15 protein-coding genes are annotated in these 22388 nt (G+C 69.7%); 12 read left to right on the plus strand and 3 right to left on the minus strand.

Annotation, left to right across the window (positions count from 1 at the left end; translation table 11 throughout):
* Window positions 1-61 precede the first annotated feature (61 nt).
* From ACIQLD_RS14590 to ACIQLD_RS14615, 6 genes are read left to right on the plus strand one after another with little or no spacing between them, the layout of a single operon-like run.
* A complete protein-coding gene (locus ACIQLD_RS14590; protein WP_402609030.1) occupies window positions 62-2347 on the plus strand; it encodes a carbon starvation CstA family protein in 2286 nt (761 codons plus the stop codon).
* A gap of 16 nt (window positions 2348-2363) precedes the next feature.
* Entirely contained in the window at window positions 2364-2609 is a 246-nt protein-coding gene (locus ACIQLD_RS14595; protein WP_402609032.1) for a YbdD/YjiX family protein, read from the plus strand.
* Window positions 2610-2640: 31 nt separating this feature from the next.
* Window positions 2641-3822, plus strand: a complete 1182-nt coding sequence (locus ACIQLD_RS14600; RefSeq protein ID WP_402609034.1) for a sensor histidine kinase — start codon at window positions 2641-2643, stop codon at window positions 3820-3822.
* Window positions 3823-3827: 5 nt separating this feature from the next.
* Complete coding sequence (locus ACIQLD_RS14605) at window positions 3828-4595, plus strand: LytR/AlgR family response regulator transcription factor (RefSeq protein WP_402609036.1); 768 nt, start codon at window positions 3828-3830, stop codon at window positions 4593-4595.
* A complete protein-coding gene (locus tag ACIQLD_RS14610) occupies window positions 4592-4966 on the plus strand; it encodes a heavy metal transporter (protein WP_402609038.1) in 375 nt (124 codons plus the stop codon). Before ACIQLD_RS14605 ends, ACIQLD_RS14610 begins: the two co-directional genes overlap by 4 nt.
* Window positions 4963-6420 (plus strand): cation acetate symporter, encoded by a 1458-nt coding sequence (locus ACIQLD_RS14615; protein WP_402609040.1) that lies wholly within the window; start codon window positions 4963-4965, stop codon window positions 6418-6420. Before ACIQLD_RS14610 ends, ACIQLD_RS14615 begins: the two co-directional genes overlap by 4 nt.
* A 232-nt stretch (window positions 6421-6652) precedes the next feature.
* Here the strand turns inward: ACIQLD_RS14615 and ACIQLD_RS14620 are convergent, their stop codons facing one another.
* Window positions 6653-7570: a pirin family protein gene (locus ACIQLD_RS14620; protein ID WP_402609042.1), complete on the minus strand. Its 918-nt coding sequence runs from the start codon at window positions 7568-7570 to the stop codon at window positions 6653-6655.
* Window positions 7567-7908, minus strand: a complete 342-nt coding sequence (locus tag ACIQLD_RS14625; RefSeq protein WP_402609044.1) for a GNAT family N-acetyltransferase — start codon at window positions 7906-7908, stop codon at window positions 7567-7569. The genes ACIQLD_RS14620 and ACIQLD_RS14625 overlap by 4 nt, the downstream gene beginning before the upstream one ends.
* Before the next feature lie 205 nt (window positions 7909-8113).
* On the opposite strand from ACIQLD_RS14625, the gene recQ reads away from it, so the two are divergent.
* On the plus strand, window positions 8114-10162 hold the full coding sequence (gene recQ, locus ACIQLD_RS14630; protein ID WP_402609046.1) for a DNA helicase RecQ: 2049 nt from the start codon (window positions 8114-8116) through the stop codon (window positions 10160-10162).
* Window positions 10163-10219: 57 nt separating this feature from the next.
* Here the strand turns inward: recQ and ACIQLD_RS14635 are convergent, their stop codons facing one another.
* The gene (locus ACIQLD_RS14635; protein ID WP_402609048.1) at window positions 10220-11497 is read right to left on the minus strand and encodes a TetR/AcrR family transcriptional regulator; all 1278 of its coding nucleotides are present in this window, start codon (window positions 11495-11497) and stop codon (window positions 10220-10222) included.
* 133 nt (window positions 11498-11630) lie between these two features.
* Here ACIQLD_RS14635 and ACIQLD_RS14640 point away from each other — a divergent pair, with 133 nt between their 5' ends.
* The 5 genes from ACIQLD_RS14640 (at window position 11631) to ACIQLD_RS14660 (ending at window position 22292) form a co-directional block, all read left to right on the plus strand.
* Window positions 11631-12929 carry an MFS transporter gene (locus tag ACIQLD_RS14640; protein ID WP_402609050.1) on the plus strand — a complete coding sequence of 433 codons (1299 nt, stop codon included), beginning with the start codon at window positions 11631-11633 and terminating at the stop codon, window positions 12927-12929.
* A 2-nt stretch (window positions 12930-12931) separates the two neighbouring features.
* The gene (locus tag ACIQLD_RS14645; protein WP_402609052.1) at window positions 12932-14686 is read left to right on the plus strand and encodes a glycoside hydrolase family 3 protein; all 1755 of its coding nucleotides are present in this window, start codon (window positions 12932-12934) and stop codon (window positions 14684-14686) included.
* Between the two features lie 275 nt (window positions 14687-14961).
* The gene (locus ACIQLD_RS14650) at window positions 14962-20151 is read left to right on the plus strand and encodes a choice-of-anchor G family protein (protein ID WP_402609054.1); all 5190 of its coding nucleotides are present in this window, start codon (window positions 14962-14964) and stop codon (window positions 20149-20151) included.
* A gap of 78 nt (window positions 20152-20229) precedes the next feature.
* Window positions 20230-21048, plus strand: a complete 819-nt coding sequence (locus ACIQLD_RS14655; protein WP_402609056.1) for a DUF5819 family protein — start codon at window positions 20230-20232, stop codon at window positions 21046-21048.
* A complete protein-coding gene (locus ACIQLD_RS14660) occupies window positions 21045-22292 on the plus strand; it encodes an HTTM domain-containing protein (protein ID WP_402609058.1) in 1248 nt (415 codons plus the stop codon). The genes ACIQLD_RS14655 and ACIQLD_RS14660 overlap by 4 nt, the downstream gene beginning before the upstream one ends.
* Window positions 22293-22388 lie beyond the last annotated feature (96 nt).

Raw genomic sequence — 22388 nt, forward strand, 5'->3', positions numbered from 1 at the left:
CCCTCGGCACCACGTTCCTAACGTGGGGGAACGCAACGTCGCGTATCCCGAGGAGACCCCCATGACCGCACCTTCGTCGCGCCGCCGCGACGGCGCCGGACTCGTCGACGACGAGCCCGTGATCGTCACCGATCCGAAACTCCCCTCCGTCGCCCTCACCGAAGAGCACCACGAGAAGGCGAACCGCTGGACTCTGCCGAAGATCATCCTGTGGGCCGCGATCGCCCTGCTGGGCGCCGTCGCCTGGACCATGCTCGCGATCGTCCGCGGCGAGACCGTCAATGCGATCTGGTTCGTGTTCGCGGCGGTCTGCACGTATCTGATCGGCTACCGGTTCTACTCCAAGGTGATCGAGAAGTACATCACCCGGCCCGATGACCGCAGGGCGACTCCCGCCGAGGTCAAGCAGGACGGCAAGGACTACGTCCCCACCGACCGCCGCGTGCTCTACGGCCACCACTTCGCCGCCATCGCCGGCGCCGGCCCGCTCGTCGGTCCGGTGCTCGCCGCGCAGATGGGGTACCTCCCCGGCACGATCTGGATCATCGTGGGCGTCGTGCTCGCGGGTGCCGTGCAGGACTACACGGTGCTCTTCTTCTCCATGCGCCGCGGCGGCCGCACGATCGGTCAGATGGCCCGTCAGGAGCTCGGCAAGATCGGCGGGACCGCCGCGATCATCGCCTCGCTGCTGATCATGCTGATCATCGTCGCGATCCTCGCCCTCGTCGTCGTCAATGCGCTCGGGGAGAGCCCGTGGGGCGTGTTCTCGGTCGCCATGACCATCCCGATCGCGCTCTTCATGGGCGTCTACCTTCGCTACCTGCGCCCCGGCAAGGTCACCGAGGTCTCGATCATCGGCTTCGTGCTGCTGATGGCCGCGATCATCGGCGGCGGCTGGGTCGCCGGCACCGAGTGGGGTCAGGCGATCTTCCACCTCGACCGCACCACCATCGCCTGGGGCATCATCGTCTACGGCTTCGTCGCCGCCGTGCTCCCGGTCTGGCTGCTGCTCGCTCCGCGTGACTACCTGTCGACCTTCATGAAGATCGGCGTGATCGTCATGCTCGCCGGAGCCATCGTGCTGGTGCGCCCCGAGATCACGGTCCCGGCGGTCAGCATCTTCGGCGAGAACGGCATGGGCCCGGTGTTCGCGGGTCCCCTCTTCCCCTTCCTGTTCGTGACGATCGCGTGCGGTGCCCTCTCCGGTTTCCATGCGCTGATCGCCTCGGGCACCACACCGAAGCTCATCGAGAAGGAGCGCCAGACGCGCTTCATCGGCTACGGCGGCATGCTCATGGAGTCGTTCGTCGCGATCATGGCCCTCGTCGCCGCGATCTCGATCGACCAGGGCATCTACTTCGCGATGAATGCACCGACGGCGGCGACAGGAGGCACGGTCGAAGGGGCCGTCGCCTTCGTGAACTCGCTGGGGCTGACGGGGGTGAATCTCACGCCCGAGATGCTCACCGGCACGGCGGCCGCGGTCGGCGAGGAGTCGATCGTGTCCCGCACCGGTGGCGCCCCGACGCTCGCCCTCGGACTCGCGCACATCATGCAGCAGGCCCTCGGCGGTCAGGCGCTCATGGCGTTCTGGTACCACTTCGCGATCATGTTCGAGGCGCTGTTCATCCTCACCGCGGTGGATGCCGGAACCCGCGTCGCCCGCTTCATGCTGCAGGACTCCATCGGCGCCTGGTTCCCCAAGTTCCGTGACGTCTCGTGGCGCCCCGGCGTCTGGATCTGCACCGCGATCATGGTGGCCGGCTGGGGAGCGATCCTCATCCTCGGCGTGACCGACCCGCTCGGCGGCATCAACACCTTCTTCCCGCTGTTCGGCATCGCCAACCAGCTGCTCGCCGCGATCGCGCTCGCCGTGGTGCTGGCGATCGTCGCCAAGCGCGGCCGCAGCTACGTCAAGTGGTTGTGGATCATCGCGCTGCCGCTGGCGTTCACCGCAGTAGTGACCATCACGGCATCGCTGTACAAGATCCTCTCCCCGGTCCCGGCGATCGGCTACTGGGCGAACCACTTCCGCTACGTCGCCGCCCGCGACAGCGGAGACACCTCGCTCGGCGAGCCGGCGGTGCTCGATGCGGTCATCCGCAACACCGCCGTGCAGGGCACGCTGTCGATCATCTTCGTGACCTTGGCGATCATCGTGATGGTCATGGCCGTGATCGTCACCATCAAGGCCATTCGCAACGGCGGCGGCGAGAACACCGAGGAACCGCCGGTGGCCTCGCGCCGCTTCGCCCCGGCCGGATTCCTCCCGAGCGCCGAGGAGCGCGAGCTCGAGAAGCAGTGGGAGCCGATCCTCGCCGATGAGCGCAAGGCGTCGACCCACTGATGTCGATCCTCCTGAGATGGCCGACACCATGAGCCGGACGGATGCCGCGACCACCCTCCTGCGGACGCTGTTCAGCGCCGCGGGGCGGGTGGGCCGCGGCATCCGCTGGTACATCACGACGCTGATGGGCGACAGCGCCTATGCCACGTACGTCGCCCATCACCGTCGGCAGCATCCAGATGAGGAGCCGATGACCGAGCGGCAGTTCTGGCGGCAGCGGATGGATGACCAGGATCGCAACCCCGGTGCCCGCTGCTGCTGAGCGCAGCCATGCCGGTGCCTAGGCTGAGACCATGACCGACGTCGTTCTCGCAGCGATCCTCGGCGTGCTCGGCGGCGTCGTGCTCTCGGTGCTTCTCTTGCTCGCACGCCGACTCGCGCGCGGGGCGGCCGACCTCGGGAGCGACGCCGAACAGGCCGCCCTCACGGCGCTGCATCAGGCGAGCCTCGCGGCACCGCATCTGCGCGCCGGGCTCTCCGATCCCGACGTCGTCAAGGCGGCTCGACACCTGCGCGTGCTGCTCGGCAGCGCAGCGGTCGCGATCGTGAGCGCCGAGGGCACGGTGTCGTTCGACGGTCCCTCCGACGGGCTGGAGTCCGCCGCCCGTCGCATCGCCGATCAGGCCAGCACCTCGCGTCGGCGGCAGGTGTTCCCGGCGGCGGGACGGGAAGACCACCTGGAGGCGGTGGGGGCGCCGATCCTCGTCGACGGCCGCGTGGTGGGTGTCGTCGTCGCCTTCGCGGCTCCCGTCCGGGCGGCGCTCGTGAGGGCGGCCGAAGAGGTCGCCGACTGGTGCGCGGCGCAGGTCGAGCTCGGCGGGCTCGATGCATCGCGGACACAGTTGGCCGAGGCGGAGCTGCGATCGCTGCGGGCGCAGATCTCCCCGCACTTCATCTACAACGCCCTCACCGCGATCGCATCCTTCGTGCTCACGGACCCGACACGTGCGCGCGAGCTGGTGCTCGAGTTCGCCGACTTCACGCGCTACTCGTTCCGGCGGCAGGGGGAGTTCACCACGATCGCCGAAGAGCTCGGCAGCATCCACTCCTACCTCGAGCTCGAACGCGCGCGCTTCGGCGAGCGCCTGCGGGTCACCCTGCAGATCGCGCCGGAGACCCTGGCGACGGTCATCCCGTTCCTCTCGGTGCAGCCGTTGGTCGAGAACGCGGTCCGCCACGGCCTCGAGCCGGGCGTCGGCGGCGGAGAGATCCGCATCGCGTCGCGTGACGACGGCACCCACACCGAGATCACGGTCGAGGACGATGGCGTGGGGATGGATCCCGAGGCGTTACGGGCAACCCTCACCGCCCGAGACGACGGCGTGCACGTGGGGCTCCGCAACGTCGACACCCGCCTCCGCCAGCTCTACGGTGCCGATGGAGGGCTCGTCGTCGAGACCAACACCGGCGCCGGTACCCTGGTGCGCATGCGGGTCCCGAAATCGCAGCCGCAGCACGACCCGGACACCGACTGACGATCATGACGAACAGTGCGCCTCTGATCGATGTGCTCGTCGCCGACGACGAGAGACCCGCCCTCGACGAGCTCGTCCACCTGTTGCGCACCGACGCCCGTGTCGGCGAGATCCTGACGGCCTCGTCGGGTGCGCAGGCATTGCGGCTGATGTCGGAGCGCATGGTGCGGATCGCGTTCCTCGACATCCACATGCCGGGACTGACCGGGATGGAGCTCGCGCGGGCGCTGCTGACCCTGGCCGAGCCGCCGGCGGTCGTGTTCGTCACCGCCGACGAGGCCAGAGCGGTGGAGGCGTTCGAGCTGCGTGCCGCCGACTACCTGCTCAAGCCCGTGCGCCTCGAGCGGTTGCGTCAGTCGATCGACCGGGTGGTCGAGCTCGGAGACTCCGCAGCTCCGGGCGACGACGAGGTGCTGCCGGTCACGGTCGGATCCGTCGTGCGATTCGTGCGCCGCAGCGACGTGCGCTGGGTGCGGGCGCAAGGGGACTACTCCCGGCTGCACACAGGAGGCGGGAGTAGGCAGAGCGGGGCAGGGCCCGAGGAGACGGGGCATCTGGTGCGCATCCCGATCTCGGAGCTGGAGGCGCGATGGGCGGATGCCGGGTTTCTGCGCATCCATCGCTCCTCGCTCGTGCGCATCTCGGCCGTGACGGAGGCGCGGCTGTCGGGATCGGAGCCCACCGTATCGATCGGCACGATCTCGCTCCCGGTGAGTCGGCGACTGGTACCCGCGGTGCGCGATGCCTTGCTGCGCGGAGAGGTCGCGGGATGACCGAGAAGCCCAAGCGCGTGCGTGTGACGGCGGACCTGCCCGATCGGAGGCCGGCGACCTTCACGCGCGGCATCGCGCTACCCGGCGCTCCCGTGGACGAGGCGGATGCCGTGTACGCGCGGGCCCTGATGCGCAGCCAGCTCCGACTCGCGCTCGGTACCATCGCCGGGTTCGTGGTCGTGGTCATCGCGCTGACCCTGACGATCGCTCTCGTCCCCGAGATCGGACAGGTCGTGGTCTGGGGGTTGCCGCTGTCGTGGCTGCTGCAGGCCTACGCGTTCTACCCGATCATCGTCGTGTTCGCGGTGCTCTACGTGCGCACGGCCGCGCGCAACGAGCGTCGGTACCGGGCGCTGCGGGATCGCGAATGAACGCGGTGCTCGACCTCATCGGCGTCGCGCTCGTCATCGTCGCGACGCTGCTGATCGGCGTCTACGGTCTGCGCATCTCGCGCACGACGGGCGACTTCTTCGTGGCGTCGCGCACGGTGCGGCCGGTGTGGAACGCATCGGCGATCAGCGGCGAGTACCTCTCGGCAGGTACCTTCCTCGGCCTGTCGGGTCTCGTGCTGCTCGACGGCGCCCGGGGCTTCTGGTTCCCGATCGGCTATGCGGCCGGCTACCTCCTGGTGCTCGCGTTCGTGGCGGCCCCGCTCCGTCGCAGCGGGGCGTACACGATCCCCGACTTCATCGAGGCGCGGCTGGAGTCGACGTTGGCCCGGCGTGTCACCAGCATCGCGGTGCTGGTGATCGGCTGGCTCTACATCGTGCCGCAGCTGCACGGTGCGGGGCTGACACTGCTGGTCGTGGCCGGTCTGCCGGAATGGGTGGGAGCCGTGACCGTCGCGGTTCTGGTGGCGGCGGCGGTCGCTGCGGGCGGCATGCGGGCGATCACCTACGTGCAGGCGTTCCAGTACTGGCTCAAGCTCACCGCCCTTCTCGTGCCGGTGGTGTTCATCGCGTTCGCACTCAGCGGCGGGCCGCACGACTTCGACCCCGCGCTGGTATTTCCCGTCGAGGCCGGACCCTCGGGGTTCGACGCGTACGAGACGGCGTCGCTCCTGCTCGCGCTGCTGCTGGGCACGATGGGCCTGCCGCACGTGCTGGTGCGGTTCTACACGAGTCCGACCGGGGTGTCGGCGCGGCGTACCACCGTGATCGTGATCGGCATGGTGAGCGCGTTCTATGCGGTGTCGAGCACGATGGGGCTGCTGGCGCGCATCGCCGCTCCCGATCTCGCGGTTCCCGGTACGGCCGACACGGTGGTGCTGCTGCTGCCCTCGCGCGTGTTCCCCGGGGTGGTCGGCGAGCTGCTGACCGCGTTGATCGTGGCCGGCGCCTTCGCGGCGTTCCTGGCGACATCGGCCGGCCTCGTGGTCTCGCTCGCCGGCGTGATCAGTCAGGATGTGTTCTCCGGTTCGGTGCGGTCGTTCCGACTGTCAGCCGTGCTCTGTGCGCTGGTGCCACTCGGTGTCGCGCTGCTCACCGCCCCGGCCGGCCTCGGGTCGAGCGTCGGCGTGGTGTTCGTGGTGGCGGCGTCGACGCTGTCGCCGGTGGTGCTGCTCGGCGTGTGGTGGCGAGGGCTCACGGCCCGTGGTGCGGTCGCCGGGATGCTGTCCGGTGGGAGCGCCGCCGGACTCGCCCTGCTCGTGTACGCGGCGATCGGGGGTGTCGGCGTCGCTGCTCCCTACCTCGCGCAGCCGGCCGCGTGGACCATACCGCTGGCCACGGCCGTGACCGTGGTCGTCTCGCTCCTCGACCCGCGGGGTCCGTCGCCACGCACCGAGCGTTTCCTCGCGCGGGTGCACACGCCCGAGCGTGGGTGAGCGCCCGGGCGCGGGTGAGTCCCGCCCCCGCCCCGTCCCGTCCCGCCCCGTTCCGCCCCCGGCCCGTCCCTGCCCCGGCCCGGGCCCCGCCTCGTCCCGCCCCTGCCCCCACCTCGTCCCGCCCCTGCCCCCACCTCGTCCCGCCCCTACCTCGTTCCGGTCGCACTTGCTGCCGTCCGGACCGCGTTCGGCGCGGCAGGAACTGCGACCGGAACGAGACAGGGACGGCGCGTCAGAGCGTGCGGCTGCGCGGCATGAGACGTACGGGCGGGAGCGGCGGGGCCGGGATGCGCACGTCGTGACCTGCCACCACGCCGAAGCGGTCGGATGCTGCCTCCCACTCCTCGCGGGCCTCGACGATCTCGTCGTGCGAGCGACCGGCGAAGTTCCACCACATCACGATGTCGTCCTCGAACGGCTCACCGCCCAGCAGGAATAGCAGGGCACCCTCGGTGCTCGACACCTCGACGGTGTCGCGGGAGTCGCCGAGGTAGAGCAGACCGTTTCGATCGAGCGGATGCGCGGCCACCACGGCGTCTCCCTCGACGAGCATGAGGGCGTGCTCCCAGTCGGAGCGCAGCGGCAGATGCACACGCGAGCCGGGAGCGAGCACGATCTCGGCCCCGACGATCGGGGTGTGCACCGTGGCGGGCGAGCGCACGCCGGCGAACTCGCCGAGGACCACGGTGGCTTCGGCATCCGTTCCCTCGTCGGCCGGGAGGGCGAGTGCGGGCAGCGCGGTGTGCCGTTCGAAACCGGGGGCACCGTGGCGAGCCGAATCCGGGAGCACCACCCAGAACTGCAGTGCGTCGAGGGGGACGGGATCCTCGCCGATCGAGTACTCCGAGTGGGAGATCCCGTTGCCCGCGGTCATCAGGTTCAACTGCCCGCGGCGCAGGTCGGCGTCGCTGCCGAGCGAGTCACGATGACGGATCTCTCCGACGAGCGGCCAGGTCACGGTCTGCAGACCGATGTGCGGGTGTGGCTCGACCCGCATCTTCGTGTCAGCCGGTCCGAACCGGTCGAGGAAGCACCAGGCGCCGATCGTCGGCAGGTTGCGGTGCGGCAGGGCGCGCAGCACGTTCATGCCGCGCACTCCGCCGAGCGGAACCTCGCGCGGTTCGAGGATGAGGCGGTGCTGTCCGATCATTCGGCTCGGCCCGTCGGGTCTTCCTCCGAGGATCCGCCGGTCGCGGGCCGCTGCGGCCAGCGGATCTCGGCCCCCGGGATCTCGTGCGTCTCGAGGTACTTCGCGATGTACGGGCACAGCGGCACGATCGCCTCACCGCGTCCTGCCGCATCCGCCAGCGCCTCGGCAGCGAGCTTCCCGGCCAGCCCCTGGCCTTGGAAGGCCGGGTCGATCTCGGTGTGGAGGAAGCGGATGGATCCGGGGCGGAGGTCGAAGGCCGCGAAGCCCGCGAGCACATCGTCGGAGCGGATCTCGTAGCGCGATTCCGGGTCGTTGCGGGTCACGGTGATGTCGGTCATCGGATGCTCCTTCGAACGGATGCCTCCAACCTACGCCCGCGGGCGAGGGGAGGGGCGGGCGAAAACCCAGGCCATGTGGCGCGGGAGCGGCGCGTCGAAGCGCGGCGCGCCATGCGGATGCAGGATGCTCTGGGTTTTCGCCGGCGGGTGTGCAGGGGTGTGGATGACGCGCCGCCGCGTCGGCGGGGGTCGTTACGCTGGAGGGATGCCGCAGACTCCCCGTGACCCGTACGCGGACCTGCCGTACGCCGACGAGCCCTACGACGACGGCTGGGAGTCGTCCATCCCGCCGGAGCCGATGGACTGGGAGCCGCAGGGCGCGGGCTTCGAACCGCCGCTCGACTGGGGGCAGGGGCCCGTCACTCCGGTGAGTGCGTCCTCCTCCGCCTCGTCTGCGCCGGCCGTTCGCCGGGCGACGCCGAGCCGGTACGCGACCGCGCGCGACGCGCTGCACACCGTCTTCGGCTACGACGAGTTCCGCGGCGACCAGGCCGACATCGTCGAGCAGGTCATCGCGGGAGGCGACGCCGTCGTGCTGATGCCGACCGGTGGCGGAAAGAGCATCACCTACCAGGTGCCCGCCCTCGTCCGTGAGGGCACGGGCCTCGTGATCAGCCCGCTCATCGCGCTCATGCACGACCAGGTCGATGCCCTGCGGGCCAACGGTGTGAAGGCGGCGTACCTCAACTCCACGCAGGCGATCGACGAGCGTCGCGAGGTCGAGCGGGCCTACGTCGCGGGCGAGCTCGACCTCATCTACGTCGCGCCGGAGCGCCTCTCGAACGCACAGACCACCGCGCTGCTCCAGCGCGGAACGCTCAGCGTGATCGCGATCGACGAGGCGCACTGCGTGTCGCAGTGGGGGCATGACTTCCGCCCCGACTACCTGGCTCTCGGCGACCTGGGGGAGCGGTTCCCCGGGGTGCCGCGCATGGCGCTCACGGCGACAGCGACCGCGGCGACGCACAAGGAGATCACCGAGCGGCTGCGCCTCGACGGTGCCGACGGAAGAGCGCCTGCGAAGCACTTCGTCGCGAGCTTCGACCGCCCGAACATCCAGTACCGGATCGTGCCGAAGGTCGACCCACGCAAACAGCTGGTCCAGTTCATCCGCTCGCAGCCGGAAGGCGCGGCAGGCATCGTCTACGCGCTCAGCCGCAAATCGGTCGAGCAGACGGCGACCTCCCTCGCCGCCCAGGGGTTCGATGCGCTGCCGTACCATGCGGGGCTGCCCGCCGAGGTGCGGGCGGCCAATCAGGCGCGCTTCCTCCGCGAAGACGGTGTGGTCATGGTCGCGACCATCGCGTTCGGCATGGGTATCGACAAGCCCGACGTGCGCTTCGTCGCGCACATCGATCTGCCGAAGTCTGTCGAGGGCTACTACCAGGAGACCGGTCGTGCGGGCCGTGACGGCGAGCCTTCGGTGGCGTGGATGGCGTACGGTCTGGGCGACGTCGTGCAGCAGCGCCGGCTCATCGATCAGAGCCCCGGCGACCGCACGTTCAAGATGCGGATGGGGCAGCACCTCGACGCGATGCTCGCGCTGTGCGAGACGGTGGAGTGCCGCCGGCAGAACCTGCTCGGGTACTTCGGTCAGGAATCGCAGCCCTGCGGCAACTGCGACACGTGCCTGGAAGACACCGCGACGTTCGACGGACTCGTCCCCGCGCAGAAGCTGCTCTCGACGATCGTGCGACTGAAGCGCGAGCGCAATCAGGCGTTCGGCGCCGGCCACCTGATCGACATCCTCCGCGGAGCCTCGACCGAGCGCATCCGGCAGCAGGGACACGACACGCTCGCGACCTACGGCATCGGCAACGACCTCTCCGATCAGGACTGGCGCAGTGTCGTCCGGCAGCTCCTGGCTCGCGGCGTCCTGGTCGCACAGGGTGACTACGGCACCCTCGCCCCCGGTGAGCAGGCCGCCGGAGTGCTGCGCGGCGAGACCGCTGTGCCTCTGCGAAAGGACACGATCGGGCGTCCGACCTCGTCGGGTCGCGCCCGCAAGGCCAGCGCCGCCGATGCCCTGGACGCCGGGGATCGGGGGCTGTTCGAGGCGCTGCGTGCCTGGCGGGCTGAGACCGCGCGCGAGCAGGGCGTTCCCGCGTACATCGTGTTCGGGGACGCGACGCTGCGTGCGCTCGCGGAGCATCGGCCCGCATCTCTTGCCGACCTCGACGGCATCACCGGCATCGGTGCGAAGAAGCGCGAGGCTTACGGCGACGGCGTGCTCGCGGTCATCGCCGCGGCCTGAACCTCGCGGGATCCGAATCGCGCGGGCTGACCCTCGAGGTCGGCCCGGCACGCCTCCTCAGCGCCGCGGCAGCACGTCGTCGAGGTGCGCGCGCAGGTGCGTCGCGATATCGAGCCGCTCCCTGTCGTACAGCCACTGGTACTGCAGCCCATCCCACATCGCGATGAGCCACGTGGCCTCGTGCTCGGGGTCGCGGTGTCCCGGCAGGTCGCCGTCGGCCTGAGCGAGGCGGAAGAGCTCGGTGAAGTACTCGAGGGCGTTCGCGAACCGCGTCGCGAAGTAGTCGTGCGCGGGGTGGGCGGTGGGCACGGCCTCGCACGACAGCACCGCGTACACCTCGATCAGGCCGGGCTCTTCCCGCGCGCTGAGCGCGGCACCGTCGGGGATGCTGCGGAGCACGTCGCCGGCCGACGCGGCGCCGGCGAACCCCTGGTTCTGGTTGATGGCGCTGTCGCGTTCGGTGAGGACGGCGCTGAGCAGCAGCTCCTTCGAGGGGTAATGGTGCAGCAGCGTCGACTTCGACACCCCGACCGCGGTCGCGATGTCCTGCAGGCTGGTGTCGCCGTAGCCGTCGCGGGCGAACAGACGCGTCGCATCCACGAGGATCTGCGCGCGACGACGACGGCCGACCGCATAGCCGGGGTCGGCATCGGGCACAGCGGTCGTGCGCAGCGCGGGCAGGGGACCCGCCGGATCAGGGGTACGCGACGAAGGCTCATCATCGGGGTCCCGCCACCCGAGAGGCAGCGCCCAGAGGTTCTCCCGCTCCTCGAGCATCTCCACCACGTCGACCCGATCCGGCAGATACTGCGAGAGCAGTTGCAACCCGTCCCAACCGGCGGTGTGTCGCACCGTCTCCCCGTCGACATCGCGATCGGCCGCGATGACGCCGTGGTGCTTCGCGTCTTCCAGAACGTCGATGCTCAGCGAGCGGAGTCGGCAGTACCGGTCGCGCATCCGTGCGTGCGCGGGGTGCCCCGCAGCGGAGGCCTCGCCGGTGAGCGCGGCGAACAGCTCGAGGTAGCCCGCGGTGCGCGCGTTCCGCTCGGCGATGCCCGAGAAGACGAGCTCGCCGGGCTCGGACGCGGCGGCGATCGCGCTGAACACGGTCTCGTTGTCGGCTTCGAGCGTGGCGACGACTTCGCCGAGCAGGTCATCCTTCGAGGCGAAGTGGCCGAGCAGGCCCGGATGGCTGACGGCGGCCGCGGCGGCGATGTCACGTAGAGACGTCGAGCGATAGCCGCGGGTGACGAACAGCTCATGTGCGGCGGTGAGGATGCGCTGGCGCGTGGCGGCAGCGCGTGCGTGCCGGGAGCCGGTCGCCGTCGTGGTCATCGCATCCTCCTTCCACATCCTATCCTCGCTCATTACCAAGCGGTCTAATTTCAGTTACCAGATGGTCGAGATTGGTGTATCGTCATCCCAGACCGCAGCGCCCGAAGACGTGCGGTGAATCGAAAGGACTGTCATGACAGAGCTGTCATCCGCCGCCACGGCGGCCGCGGTCGGCACCACCGGGTTCAAGGTTCCCGGAACCACGCCGCCGAAGACCCCGCGCGGCTACACGCCGGGCCTCGCCGCCGTGAACTTCGGCGTGTACCTTGCCCTGCTCACCCCGGTCATGGTGTCGATGGCGTTCAAGATCCAGCACATCGACCCCGTGAACACCGAGGGCAGCCTCGGACTCGTCATGGGCGTGGGGGCGATCTTCGCCCTCATCGCGAACCCGCTCGTCGGTCGGCTCTCCGACCGCACCACCTCACGGTGGGGCATGCGTCGTCCGTGGATCCTCGGCGGCGCGATCGTCGGGCTCGGCGGCTTCCTCCTCATCGGCTCGGCAACCTCCGTGTGGATGGTGCTGCTCGCCTGGTGCCTCGTGCAGACCGCGATGAACGCCGTGCTCGCCGCAGCCAACGCGACGCTCCCCGATCAGGTGCCCGTCACCAGCCGAGGCAAGGTCTCCGGCATCATCGGCATCACGACCCCGATCGGCATCCTCGCCGGCAGCTTCCTGGTGAACTTCCTCCCCGGCGACTTCGAGCGCTTCGTCGTTCCCGGTGTGATCGCCCTGCTCCTGGTGATCTTCTTCGTCCTGACCCTCAAGGATCGTCGCCTCACCGAGAAGCCGGCCGAGAAGTTCACCGTCGGCATGTTCTTCGGCTCCTTCGTCTTCAACCCGCGCAAGCACCCCGACTTCGGCTGGACCTGGCTCACCAAGTTCTTCGTGATGTTCGGCTACGCCGGTATCGCCACCTTCCTGCCGCTCTACCTCGTCACCAAGTTCGGTCTCGACGAGCAGGGCGCGGTCGGCATCATCCTGGCCGCCAACCTCGCCTCGATGGCGGCGATGGCGATCTCGTCCCCGCTCGGCGGATTCCTCTCCGACAAGATCGGCAAGCGTCGGCCCTTCGTCGCGATCGCCGGCGTGATCATGGTGATCGGCCTCGTGATCCTCGCGGTCGCCCCCGATGTCACGACCGTCATCATCGCGCAGGCGATCATCGGCCTCGGCGCAGGATCCTTCCTCTCGGTCGACCTGGCCCTCGCGACCGAGGTGCTGCCCAACCCCGACGACGTGGCCAAGGATCTCGGTGTGCTGAACATCGCCAATGCGCTGCCGCAGTCGATCGCCCCGGCCATCGCCCCCGGCATCATCGCCATCGGCGCAGCCACGCCGCTGGGCGGCTACACCACCTGGTACCTGTTCGGCGCCGTCGTCGCGCTGGCCGGCGCCGTTCTCGTCTACCGCATCAAGGGAGTCAAGTGACCATGACCGAGACCATCACCGCACGCCCCTGGCTCGACACCGACCTCTCCGTCGACGAGCGGGTACAGCTGCTGCTCGACGCCATGACGATCGAGGAGAAAGCCGGACTCTTCTTCCACACCATGATCGCGATCGGCGACCTCGAAGAACCGAACCCGATCTTCGCGACCCCGTCGGCCCGCGAGTTCCTCGAGACCAAGCGGATGACGCATTTCAACCTGCTCGGCGCCGCGCCCACCGGTCGGGAGATCGCGGCGTGGCAGAACGCACTGCAGCGCCTCGCGGCGTCGACGCGCCTCGGCATCCCGGTGACGCTGTCCACCGACCCGCGGCACTCGTTCAGCGAGAACCCCGGCGCATCGATCCTCGCCGGCCCGTTCTCGCAGTGGCCGGAGACCCTCGGGCTCGCTGCGACCCGCGACGAGGAGCTCGTCGAGCGCTTCGCAGACATTGCCCGCCAGGAGTACACCGCGGTCGGGCTGCGTGTGGCCCTGCACCCTCAGGTCGACCTCGCGACGGAGCCGCGGTGGGCGCGGCAGACGGCGACCTTCGGCGAGGATGCCGAGCTGTCGGGAAGGCTCGGCGCGGCATACATCCGCGGATTCCAGGGCCCATCGTTCGGCCCCGGTTCGGTCTCGACCATGACCAAGCACTTCCCCGGAGGCGGGCCGCAGAAGGACGGCGAGGATCCGCACTTCCCCTACGGTCGCGAGCAGGTCTACCCTGGCAGCGAGTTCGAGCTTCACCTGAAGCCGTTCGAAGACGCGCTCGCCGCGGGTACCCGGCAGATGATGCCGTACTACGGGATGCCCGTCGGCACGGAGTACGAGGAGGTGGGATTCGGGTTCAACAAGTCCGTGATCACCGGCCTGCTGCGTGAGCGCTACGGCTTCGACGGTGTCGTGTGCACAGATTGGGGCCTGATCAGCGACTCCGAGATCTTCGGCCAGCCCTTCCCGGCACGTGCCTGGGGTGTGGAAGACCTCACGCCGCGCGAGCGGATGAAGAAGGTGCTGGATGCCGGTGCCGATCAGTTCGGCGGCGAGGCGAACCCGGAACTGCTGCTCGAGCTCATCGCCGACGGCGAGGTGACCGAGGACCGACTCGATGTCTCGGCTCGACGCATCCTGCGCGAGAAGTTCGAACTGGGACTCTTCGAGAACCCGTTCGTCGACGAGGACGCCGCCGATGACGTCGTCGGGCGTGCCGAGTTCCGCGCCGCGGGGGAGGACGCCCAGCGCGCCTCGATCACCGTGCTCGCGAACGATGGTGCTCTGCCGTTCGCCCGTGGACGCAAGCTCTACATCGAGGGCATCGACGGCGAGGTCGCGGCATCCTTCGGCGAGGTCGTCGCGACGCCCGGTGAGGCCGATCTGGCGATCATCCGCCTGCAGGCTCCGTTCGAAGAGCGCGAGACCATGTTCGAGAACTTCTTCCATGCGGGTTCGCTCGCGTTCTCAGACGACGTGGTCGCGCATGTCCGTGAGGTCGCCGCTGCGGTGCCGACCGTCGTCGACGTGCTCGCGGATCGTCCGCCCATCCTCACCCCGATCGTCGAAGTCGCCGCCGCAGTGACCGTGAACTGGGGCGCCTCGGGCACGGCGCTGCTCGACGTTCTCAGCGGCGCGTTCCCCGCCGGGGGGCGGCTGCCGTTCGACCTGCCGCGGTCGATGGCCGCCGTCGAAGCCTCCCGTCCCGACGTGCCGTTCGACACCGCCGATCCGCTGTTCCGTTTCGGTCACGGACTCTCGCTCTAGATCGGTCCCAGCGCCCGGAAGACCGCCCCGCATGCTTCAGCATGCGGGGCGGTTCGGCATCCCCGAGACGTCTCGCGAGTCGCAGCCCCGTGCGTCCCTGCCGACAGCGCATTTCGAAATGTCTCGCCCGATGGCGTCCGCCGGAGGATTTCTGGACGAATGCTGGACTTCTCATTCGCGATCCCGTAAGAATGAGCCAACATCGCTCGGCCGACAGATGTCGACCCGTGGGGGGGCCATGTGACGCGGAAGATCGCATCACACGGGAGTAGCGAATGGAATTGCAGGAGAGGACTCTGCGGCGACGCAGAGCTGTAGGAGGAGGCATCGCCGGCGTCACCGTCGGCGCGGTGATCCTCGCGAGTGCGCTGGTGCCGACAGCGGCGAATGCGCTGGACGCGGCGAATCCGAACGATCCGTCGGTCGCGCAAGGGCAGATCATCCAGCTGCCTGCCGCCCTGCTCGGCGGGCTCGACATCGCGGCGCTCGGTCACACGTTGACCAGCAATCCCGCAGCCCCGGGCTCCGAGCTCGGCGGGCTGAATGTCGGACTGCTCGAGGCGCTCAACATCGACGTGGGCACCCTGAACGTGCCGCTGTTGACCGATGGCACCACGCCGGGTCTGCTGCGGCTCGGTGATCTGGGGGCCGCACAGAGCTTCAGCTCGTCGCCGACGCAGACGCAGTCGATCGCGTCCTCGGGCACCATCACCTCGGGTGGAGCGATCGACACCGGCGCCATCGACGGCAGCGTGAACCCCGGCACCCTCGAGCTCACCGATCTCTTCGATCAGCTCTCCGTCGCAGGTCTGACCGATGCCGTGCTCGATCAGGCCTCGGTCGGCATCGGCGCGCTCGCGTCGCGCGCCGAATCGAACGCTGGAACGGTCACCTCCCAGTACCGCATCGCGGATCTGAACCTCGATCTGCACAGCAACCTGGTCGCCGGCCTCTCGGGCACGCTCGCCGCCGCGATCCAGGGCACGGTCACCCCCGTGAGCAACCTCGCCGGTCCCGGCGGGGCGCTGACCGCACTCACCACGACCCTCGTCAACACGATCAACGCGATCCCGGATGTGCCGCTCCTCGCCGCCTTCACGGCGACCGGCGGGACGGTCGCGATCGCCGGACTCGACACGGTCGGACAGACGGTGACGACCCAGGTGCTGCAGACACCGCTCGAGAACACGACGGGCTCGGTCCTGGTCGATCTGAGCACCGGGACGGTCTCGGTCGATCTCGCCAAGATCCTCGTCGAGACCGGAGCGGGCGCGAACCTCAACACGTTGCCGGCGAACACCCCGGTGCTCTCGGCCTCCACGATCTCGGCGATCCAGCAGGGCATCACCTCCGCCCTGACCGGCACCCACCCGAACAGCCTGAACGGCAAGGTCTCCACGATCCTGAAGTCGACGCTCGACGCGCTCCAGGTGACGCTGACCGTGGGGGTCGACCTCACGGTTCCGCTCACGGGCACACCGCTCGTCTCCGGTGACGTGACGGTCAAGGGCTCGCTGGCGCAGTTCGCCGGCACCGCGACGCCGCTTCCGGTCGTCGCGACCGACATCACCCTCGCCGGGCTCAACATCGGCATACTCCTCAACCCGGTCGTCGCGGCGGTCACGAATGCGGTCGCCACCACGACGGGTCCGCTCGTGAACACCGCGCTGAACAGTGTGATCCCGCTCGTGCAGCCGGCACTCGCCGCGCTCACCGGTCCGGTGCTCACGACACTCGACCCCGTGCTCCAGGGCGTGCTGTCAGGGGTCGCGACCATCACGATCAATGAGCAGCCCGCGACAGGGGATATCCCCGGAGGAAGCTTCACCGTGCGTGCGCTCGGCGTGAACCTGCTCCCCGCCGTCGGTGGCGGAGTCTCGCTCGACCTCGGATCGTCGACGGTGAAGTCGGCGGTCGCCGCCATCGCCGCCATCGATGCGGCCGCGACGGTGCAGGCGGGGACCAGCCTTCCGATCACCGGATCCGGCTGGCCCGCGACCACCGACGTCACCGTGCAGCTGACGGCGCCGGGGGGTGCAGCGGTCGGCGACCCGGTGACGGCGACCACCGATGCGTCCGGTGGGCTCACGCTCTCGTACCCTGTTCCCGCATCCGCGGTGCCGGGCACCGGATACACCGTCACAGGAACGGCCGGGGCGGTCACGGCGACGGACACCACCGAGGTCACGGCCGCAGCCGCGGTCGATGCGGCACCCGCCGTGCAAGCGGGCACCGATCTCGGCATCTCCGGAACGAACTGGCCCGCGAACACGCAGGTGTCGGTGCAGCTCACGGCTCCCGGCGGCGGGAACATCGGCGGTCCCGAGCTCGCCACGACCGACGCGTCCGGCACGTTCACGCTGGACTATCCGGTCCCGGCGGGCACTCCCGCGGCCACCGGCTACACGGTCACGGCGAGCGTCGGCACCCAGACCGCCACCGACACCACCGAGGTGACGGCTGCTCCGGTCGCGGCGATCGACGCGGCGGCGACCGTCCAGGCGGGCACGAGCCTTCCCATCACCGGCTCGAACTGGCCGGCGAACACGCAGGTGTCGGTGCAGCTGACGGCTCCCGGCGGGGGCGCGAACGTCGGCGGCCCGGTGACGGCGACCTCCAACGCATCCGGTGAGATCACGCTCGACTACCCGGTCCCCGCCTCTGCGGCGCCGGGAGCGGCGTACACCGTGACCGGGACGGCAGGGGCGATCACCGCGATCGACACCACCGAGGTGACGGCCGCAGCGACCGTGGATGCGGCGGCGACCGTGCAGGCAGGGACGTCGCTTCCGGTCACCGGAGCGAACTGGCCGGCCAACACGCAGGTGTCGGTGCAGCTGACCGCCCCCGGCGGGGGGAACGTCGGCGGTCCGGAGACGGTGACGACGGATGGGTCCGGCGGGTTCACGCTCGACTATCCGGTGCCCGCGTCCGCGACGCCCGGTGCCGGCTACACGGTGACGGCGAACGTCGGCACGCAGACCGCGACCGACACGACCGAGGTCACGGCCGCGGCGGCGATCGACGCGGCGGCGACGGTCCAAGCCGGCGCGACTCTTCCCGTCACCGGCACGAACTGGCCGGCGAACACGCAGGTGACCGTGCAGTTGACGGCTCCCGGTGGAGGGAACGTCGGCGGTCCGGAGACGGTGACGACGGACGGGTCCGGCGGGTTCACGCTCGACTATCCGGTGCCCGCGTCGGCGACGCCAGGCACCGGCTACACGGTGACGGCGACCGTCGACACGCAGACCGCCACCGACACGACCGCCGTGACCGCGGCGGCCACCGTCGACGCGGCGGCGACCGTGCAGGCCGGCAGCACCCTGCCCGTCTCCGGCACGAACTGGCCGGCGAACACGCAGGTGTCGGTCCAGCTGACCGCTCCCGGCGGCGCGAACATCGGCAGCCCCCAGACGGTGACGACGGGCGGGCTCGGCGGATTCACGCTCGACTACCCGGTTCCTGCCGGCACCCCCGCCGGGACCGGCTACACCGTCACGGCCTCGGTCGGGGCTCAGGCGGCCACCGATACCACAGAGGTCACGGCGGCTCCGGTCGTGGTCGACGCGGCCGCACAGGTTCCGGCAGGCACCAACCTGGCCGTCACCGGCTCCGGATGGCCCGTGAGCTCCTCGGTGTCACTGCAGCTGACGGCTCCCGGTGGGGGCGCGAACGTCGGCGGTCCGGTGACCGCGACCACGGATGCCTCCGGCGCCTTCACTGCGAGCTATCCGGTTCCCGCCGGCACCACGCCGGGAACGGGCTACACGCTCACGGCGACCGCGGGTGCGGTCACCGGGTCGGACACGACCGAGGTGACTGCAGGCACGCCGGGTGACGTCAACACGAACGCGGCAGCCTCCGCTTCGGCGTCGGCCGACGCGACCGCAGACGGTGATCCCTCGGCGCAGGCGGCGGCGGAAGCAGCTGCCCTCGCGGATGCAACCTCTTCCGCCTCGGCGGCAGCGACGGCTGATGCCACAGCGGCGGCCGAAGCGGCGGCGACGGCGACGGCATCGACCACGGCATCGACCGATGCCACGTCGACCGCCAATGCCTCCGCGGCCGTCGCCGCCCAGGCGGCCGCACAGGCGGATGCCTCGGACGACGCGAATGCTGCGGCATCGACCGCGGCGGAGGCGAACTCCGCGGCCTCGTCGGAATCGGCAGCGACCACGGACTCGTCCACGGACGCATCGTCCGAGGCTTCGGCCAACGCGAACGCGACGGCATCGGCATCCGCGTCGGCGAACGCCGACGCCACCACCGCCGCGGTCGCCGAAGCGTCCGCACAGGCGGCGGCCTTCGCTGATGCGACGGCGGAGGGCTCGGCTGCAGCCGACCCGGCGGCCGAGGCGGCATCGGAGGCGGCGGCGACCGCGACCTCGTCCACGGCGGCCACGGCGGATGCCACGTCGTCGGCGAACGCCGGTGCGGCGATCGCCGCTCAGGCGGCAGCGCTGGCCGATGCGACGACGAACACCGCGGCTGACACTTCGGCCACGTCGGATGCCAGCACGAGCGCGGCGTCGAACGCGAGCGCGGCAGCCATCGCGAACGCCTCGACCGATGCGTCCTCGGATGCGGTCGCCTCGGCGGACGCATCGGCGGAGATCAACACCAACGCATCCGCGTCGGCGGCGGCCTCCGCTCAGGCGGATGACGACAGCAACGCTTCGGCCGAAGCAGCGGCAGTGGCGGCGGCACTCGCCGATGCGACCAGTCAGGCGTCGGCTGCGGCGGACGTGTCGGCCAATGCCGCCGCGCAGGCCGCGGCGACCACGGACGCCTCCACGGATGCTTCGACCACGGCGACCACCGCGGCGAACGCCTCCGCAGCGGCAGCGGCTCAGGCGGCGGCGCAGAACGATGCGACCTCCACGAGTGCGGCGGATGCCTCGGCCTCGGCCGATGCGGATCCGAACGCCTCGGCGGCGGCCGCGGCGAATGCGTCGTCGTCGGCCACGGCCTCGGCATCGGCTGCGGCCGACGCCTCGGCCGAAGCCACCTCTGCCGCCTCCGCGTCTGCCACCGCGAGCGCGTCGGCGGACGCGGCAGCCGACCCGACAGGGAACATCGCGATCGCGCTCAAGTCCCCGGTACTGGAACGAGGCAAGCAGCAGACCGCGGTCGGCACCGGCTTCAAGCCGGGTGAGACGGTGACGGGCGTCATGAACTCCGCTCCTGTGGCACTGGGAAGCCAGGTCGCGAACGCGCAGGGCACGGTCACCTTCACCTGGACCGTTCCCACCGCCACCGATCTCGGAGCCCACACCGTGACGTTGACCGGAGCGACCTCCGGCAGCGTGTCGGCCTCGTTCCAGGTGGTGGCATCGGGTCTGGCCACGACCGGTGGACAGGTTCAGGGCGGATGGATCGCTCTGGCCGCACTGCTCTTCATGCTCGGCCTGGGGGCGATGAGACTCGCGAGATCCCGATGGCCCCAAGTGCAGACGGAGTGATCGCGATGCAGGAACGCTGAGTGGTCGGGACCGTTTCCCCACGGCGGTCCCGACCCTCGGCGGTACGGAGGGAAGTGAATGAGCACGAAACTCGAGTCCTCACCGGAAGTCGACGTGTCCGCGTCGGGTGGAGCGTCCGCGGTGCGTCCGCGTCCGAGCTGGTGGGTGAAGCTCATCGCCTTCGCGGCCTGTCTCCTCACGCTGTGGCATATCGGCGCATCCTTCCTCTGGATCGCGCCGTACTCGGCGTTGCGGGAGATCCCCACGCAGGAGGTGCTGGCCGGCTACATGCTGCCGATGTTCGGGCAGTCCTGGAGTGTCTTCGCGCCGGAGCCCATCAACGGCGACTACCACTTCAACGTCCGCGCCGTCATCGAGAAAGACGGTGAGCAGGTCGAGACCGGCTGGGTCAGCGCCACCGACGTCGAGCTGTCCATGATCCGCTACAACCTCTTCCCGCCGCGTGCCGGCATCCAATCCAGCGAGGTGGCGAGCGGACAGATGAACGCCTACAACAAGCTGAACGCCGACCAGCAGGCCGTGATCGGTCTCGATTTCGCGGAAGACGACGGGGAGGAGTGGATGGTGCGCTCCTTCGAAAAGCTCGAGGGCGACAACCCGTCGACTGACGCCTACATGGCCGAAGAGCATCTCTCCACCGCGTATGCGACCCAGGTGGCCTACGCGATCTGGGGTGCAGACGCCGTGGTGAAGGTGCAGTACCGGGTGAGCCGTCAGAACGTGGTCCCCTACGAGGACCGCAACGATCCGAGCGCACAGCGCCCCGACCCCACCTTCTCGACGACCGGATGGCGACTCCCGATAGAAGAGGAAGGGCAGAGTCGCGAGAACTTCGCGAACACCTTCCGTGGCCAGTTCGAGAGGATCCAGCCGTGAGTGCGCCGATCAGGACCGCGCCGCGGAAGACGGACGCGAAGAAGAAGGACGCGAAGAAGAGGGAGTCCGTTCCGCAGAGCACGACGACGGCGCCGGCGCCGGTGTCCACACCTCCCGCTCCTGTGCGAGAGCCTGCTCCTGCTCCGGTCAGCACGGTTCCGCCGCGGTCCTTCGTCACCCGGTTGCTGACCTTCATCTCGTCGATGATCGGCGGGCTCTGGGCGATGGTGCTCTCGGCGATCGACCGCATCTCGGCGTTCGTCGGCGACTGGCTCTTCAACGGCAAGAAGGCGCTCTACGGTCTCGCCGTCACGCGCATCCTCTTCGGCGTCACGGCGATCGGTCTGCTGGCTTCGAACTTCAGCACCCGCCTGTACACGTTCGGATCCGGGTCCGCCTGGAACGGCGAGCTCGCCGCGCCCGTGAGCGAGTTCCCGAAGATCTGGGTGTTCAGCGCCTTCCACGCCGCGATGGGCAACGACGTGCTCTACACCGCGCTCTACCTCCTCCTCGGAGTGCTCGCCGTGCTGTTCGTCCTGGGCTGGCGGTTCCGGATCGTGCTCCCGATCTTCTTCTGCCTCTGGGTGGGCTTCATCGAGGCCAACGACATGGTCGGCGATCAGGGCGACAACATGTTCCGCATCGCCCTGCTGCTGCTGTTCTTCGCCGACCCCGCGGCCCGGTGGTCGCTGGACGCGAGGCGTCGGGCGAAGTCGGGGGAGTGGTTCGCCCCGAACAGCCAGCCGGCATTGCTGGGAACGATGTTCCACAACCTCGCCCTCGTCGCCCTCACCGCGCAGGTGTGCTTCGTGTACGCCTCGGGGGCGCTGTACAAGGCCGGGGGTGCCCCGTGGGAAGAGGGGTACGCGATCTACAACCCGCTGCAGACGGCACGGTTCGGCACCTGGCCGGTGCTCAGCGACCTCGTCACCGCCTGGGGGCCGATGGTCACGATCGCGAGCTGGGGGTCGATCATCCTGCAGGTCGCCTTCCCTCTCATGCTGTTGACGCGTCCCACGCGGCTGATCGGTCTGCTGGGCATCCTCTCCTTCCACATCGGCATCGCGGTGCTCATGGGTCTGCCGTGGTTCTCGCTCACGATGATCGCGATCGATGCGATCTTCATCCGCGATCGCACCTGGGGGCGTTTGAGCGCGGGCACGAAGCGGCGGTGGCAGGAGGCGGGGGCCGCACGCCCGCCGGTGACGCCGGACCCGGTGTCGCCCGCGCGGACTGTGGTCTGACGACAACGCGGCGGGGAGATGGGCCCGCCACGCGTTGGAGGAAGCAGACAGAGCACTTCGCCCGTGGTTGTGGCAGACCTACCATGGCAGTATTCC

The sequence above is a fragment of the Microbacterium sp. NPDC091662 genome (assembly GCF_044756705.1).
In the GTDB taxonomy this organism is placed as follows: Bacteria; Actinomycetota; Actinomycetes; order Actinomycetales; family Microbacteriaceae; genus Microbacterium.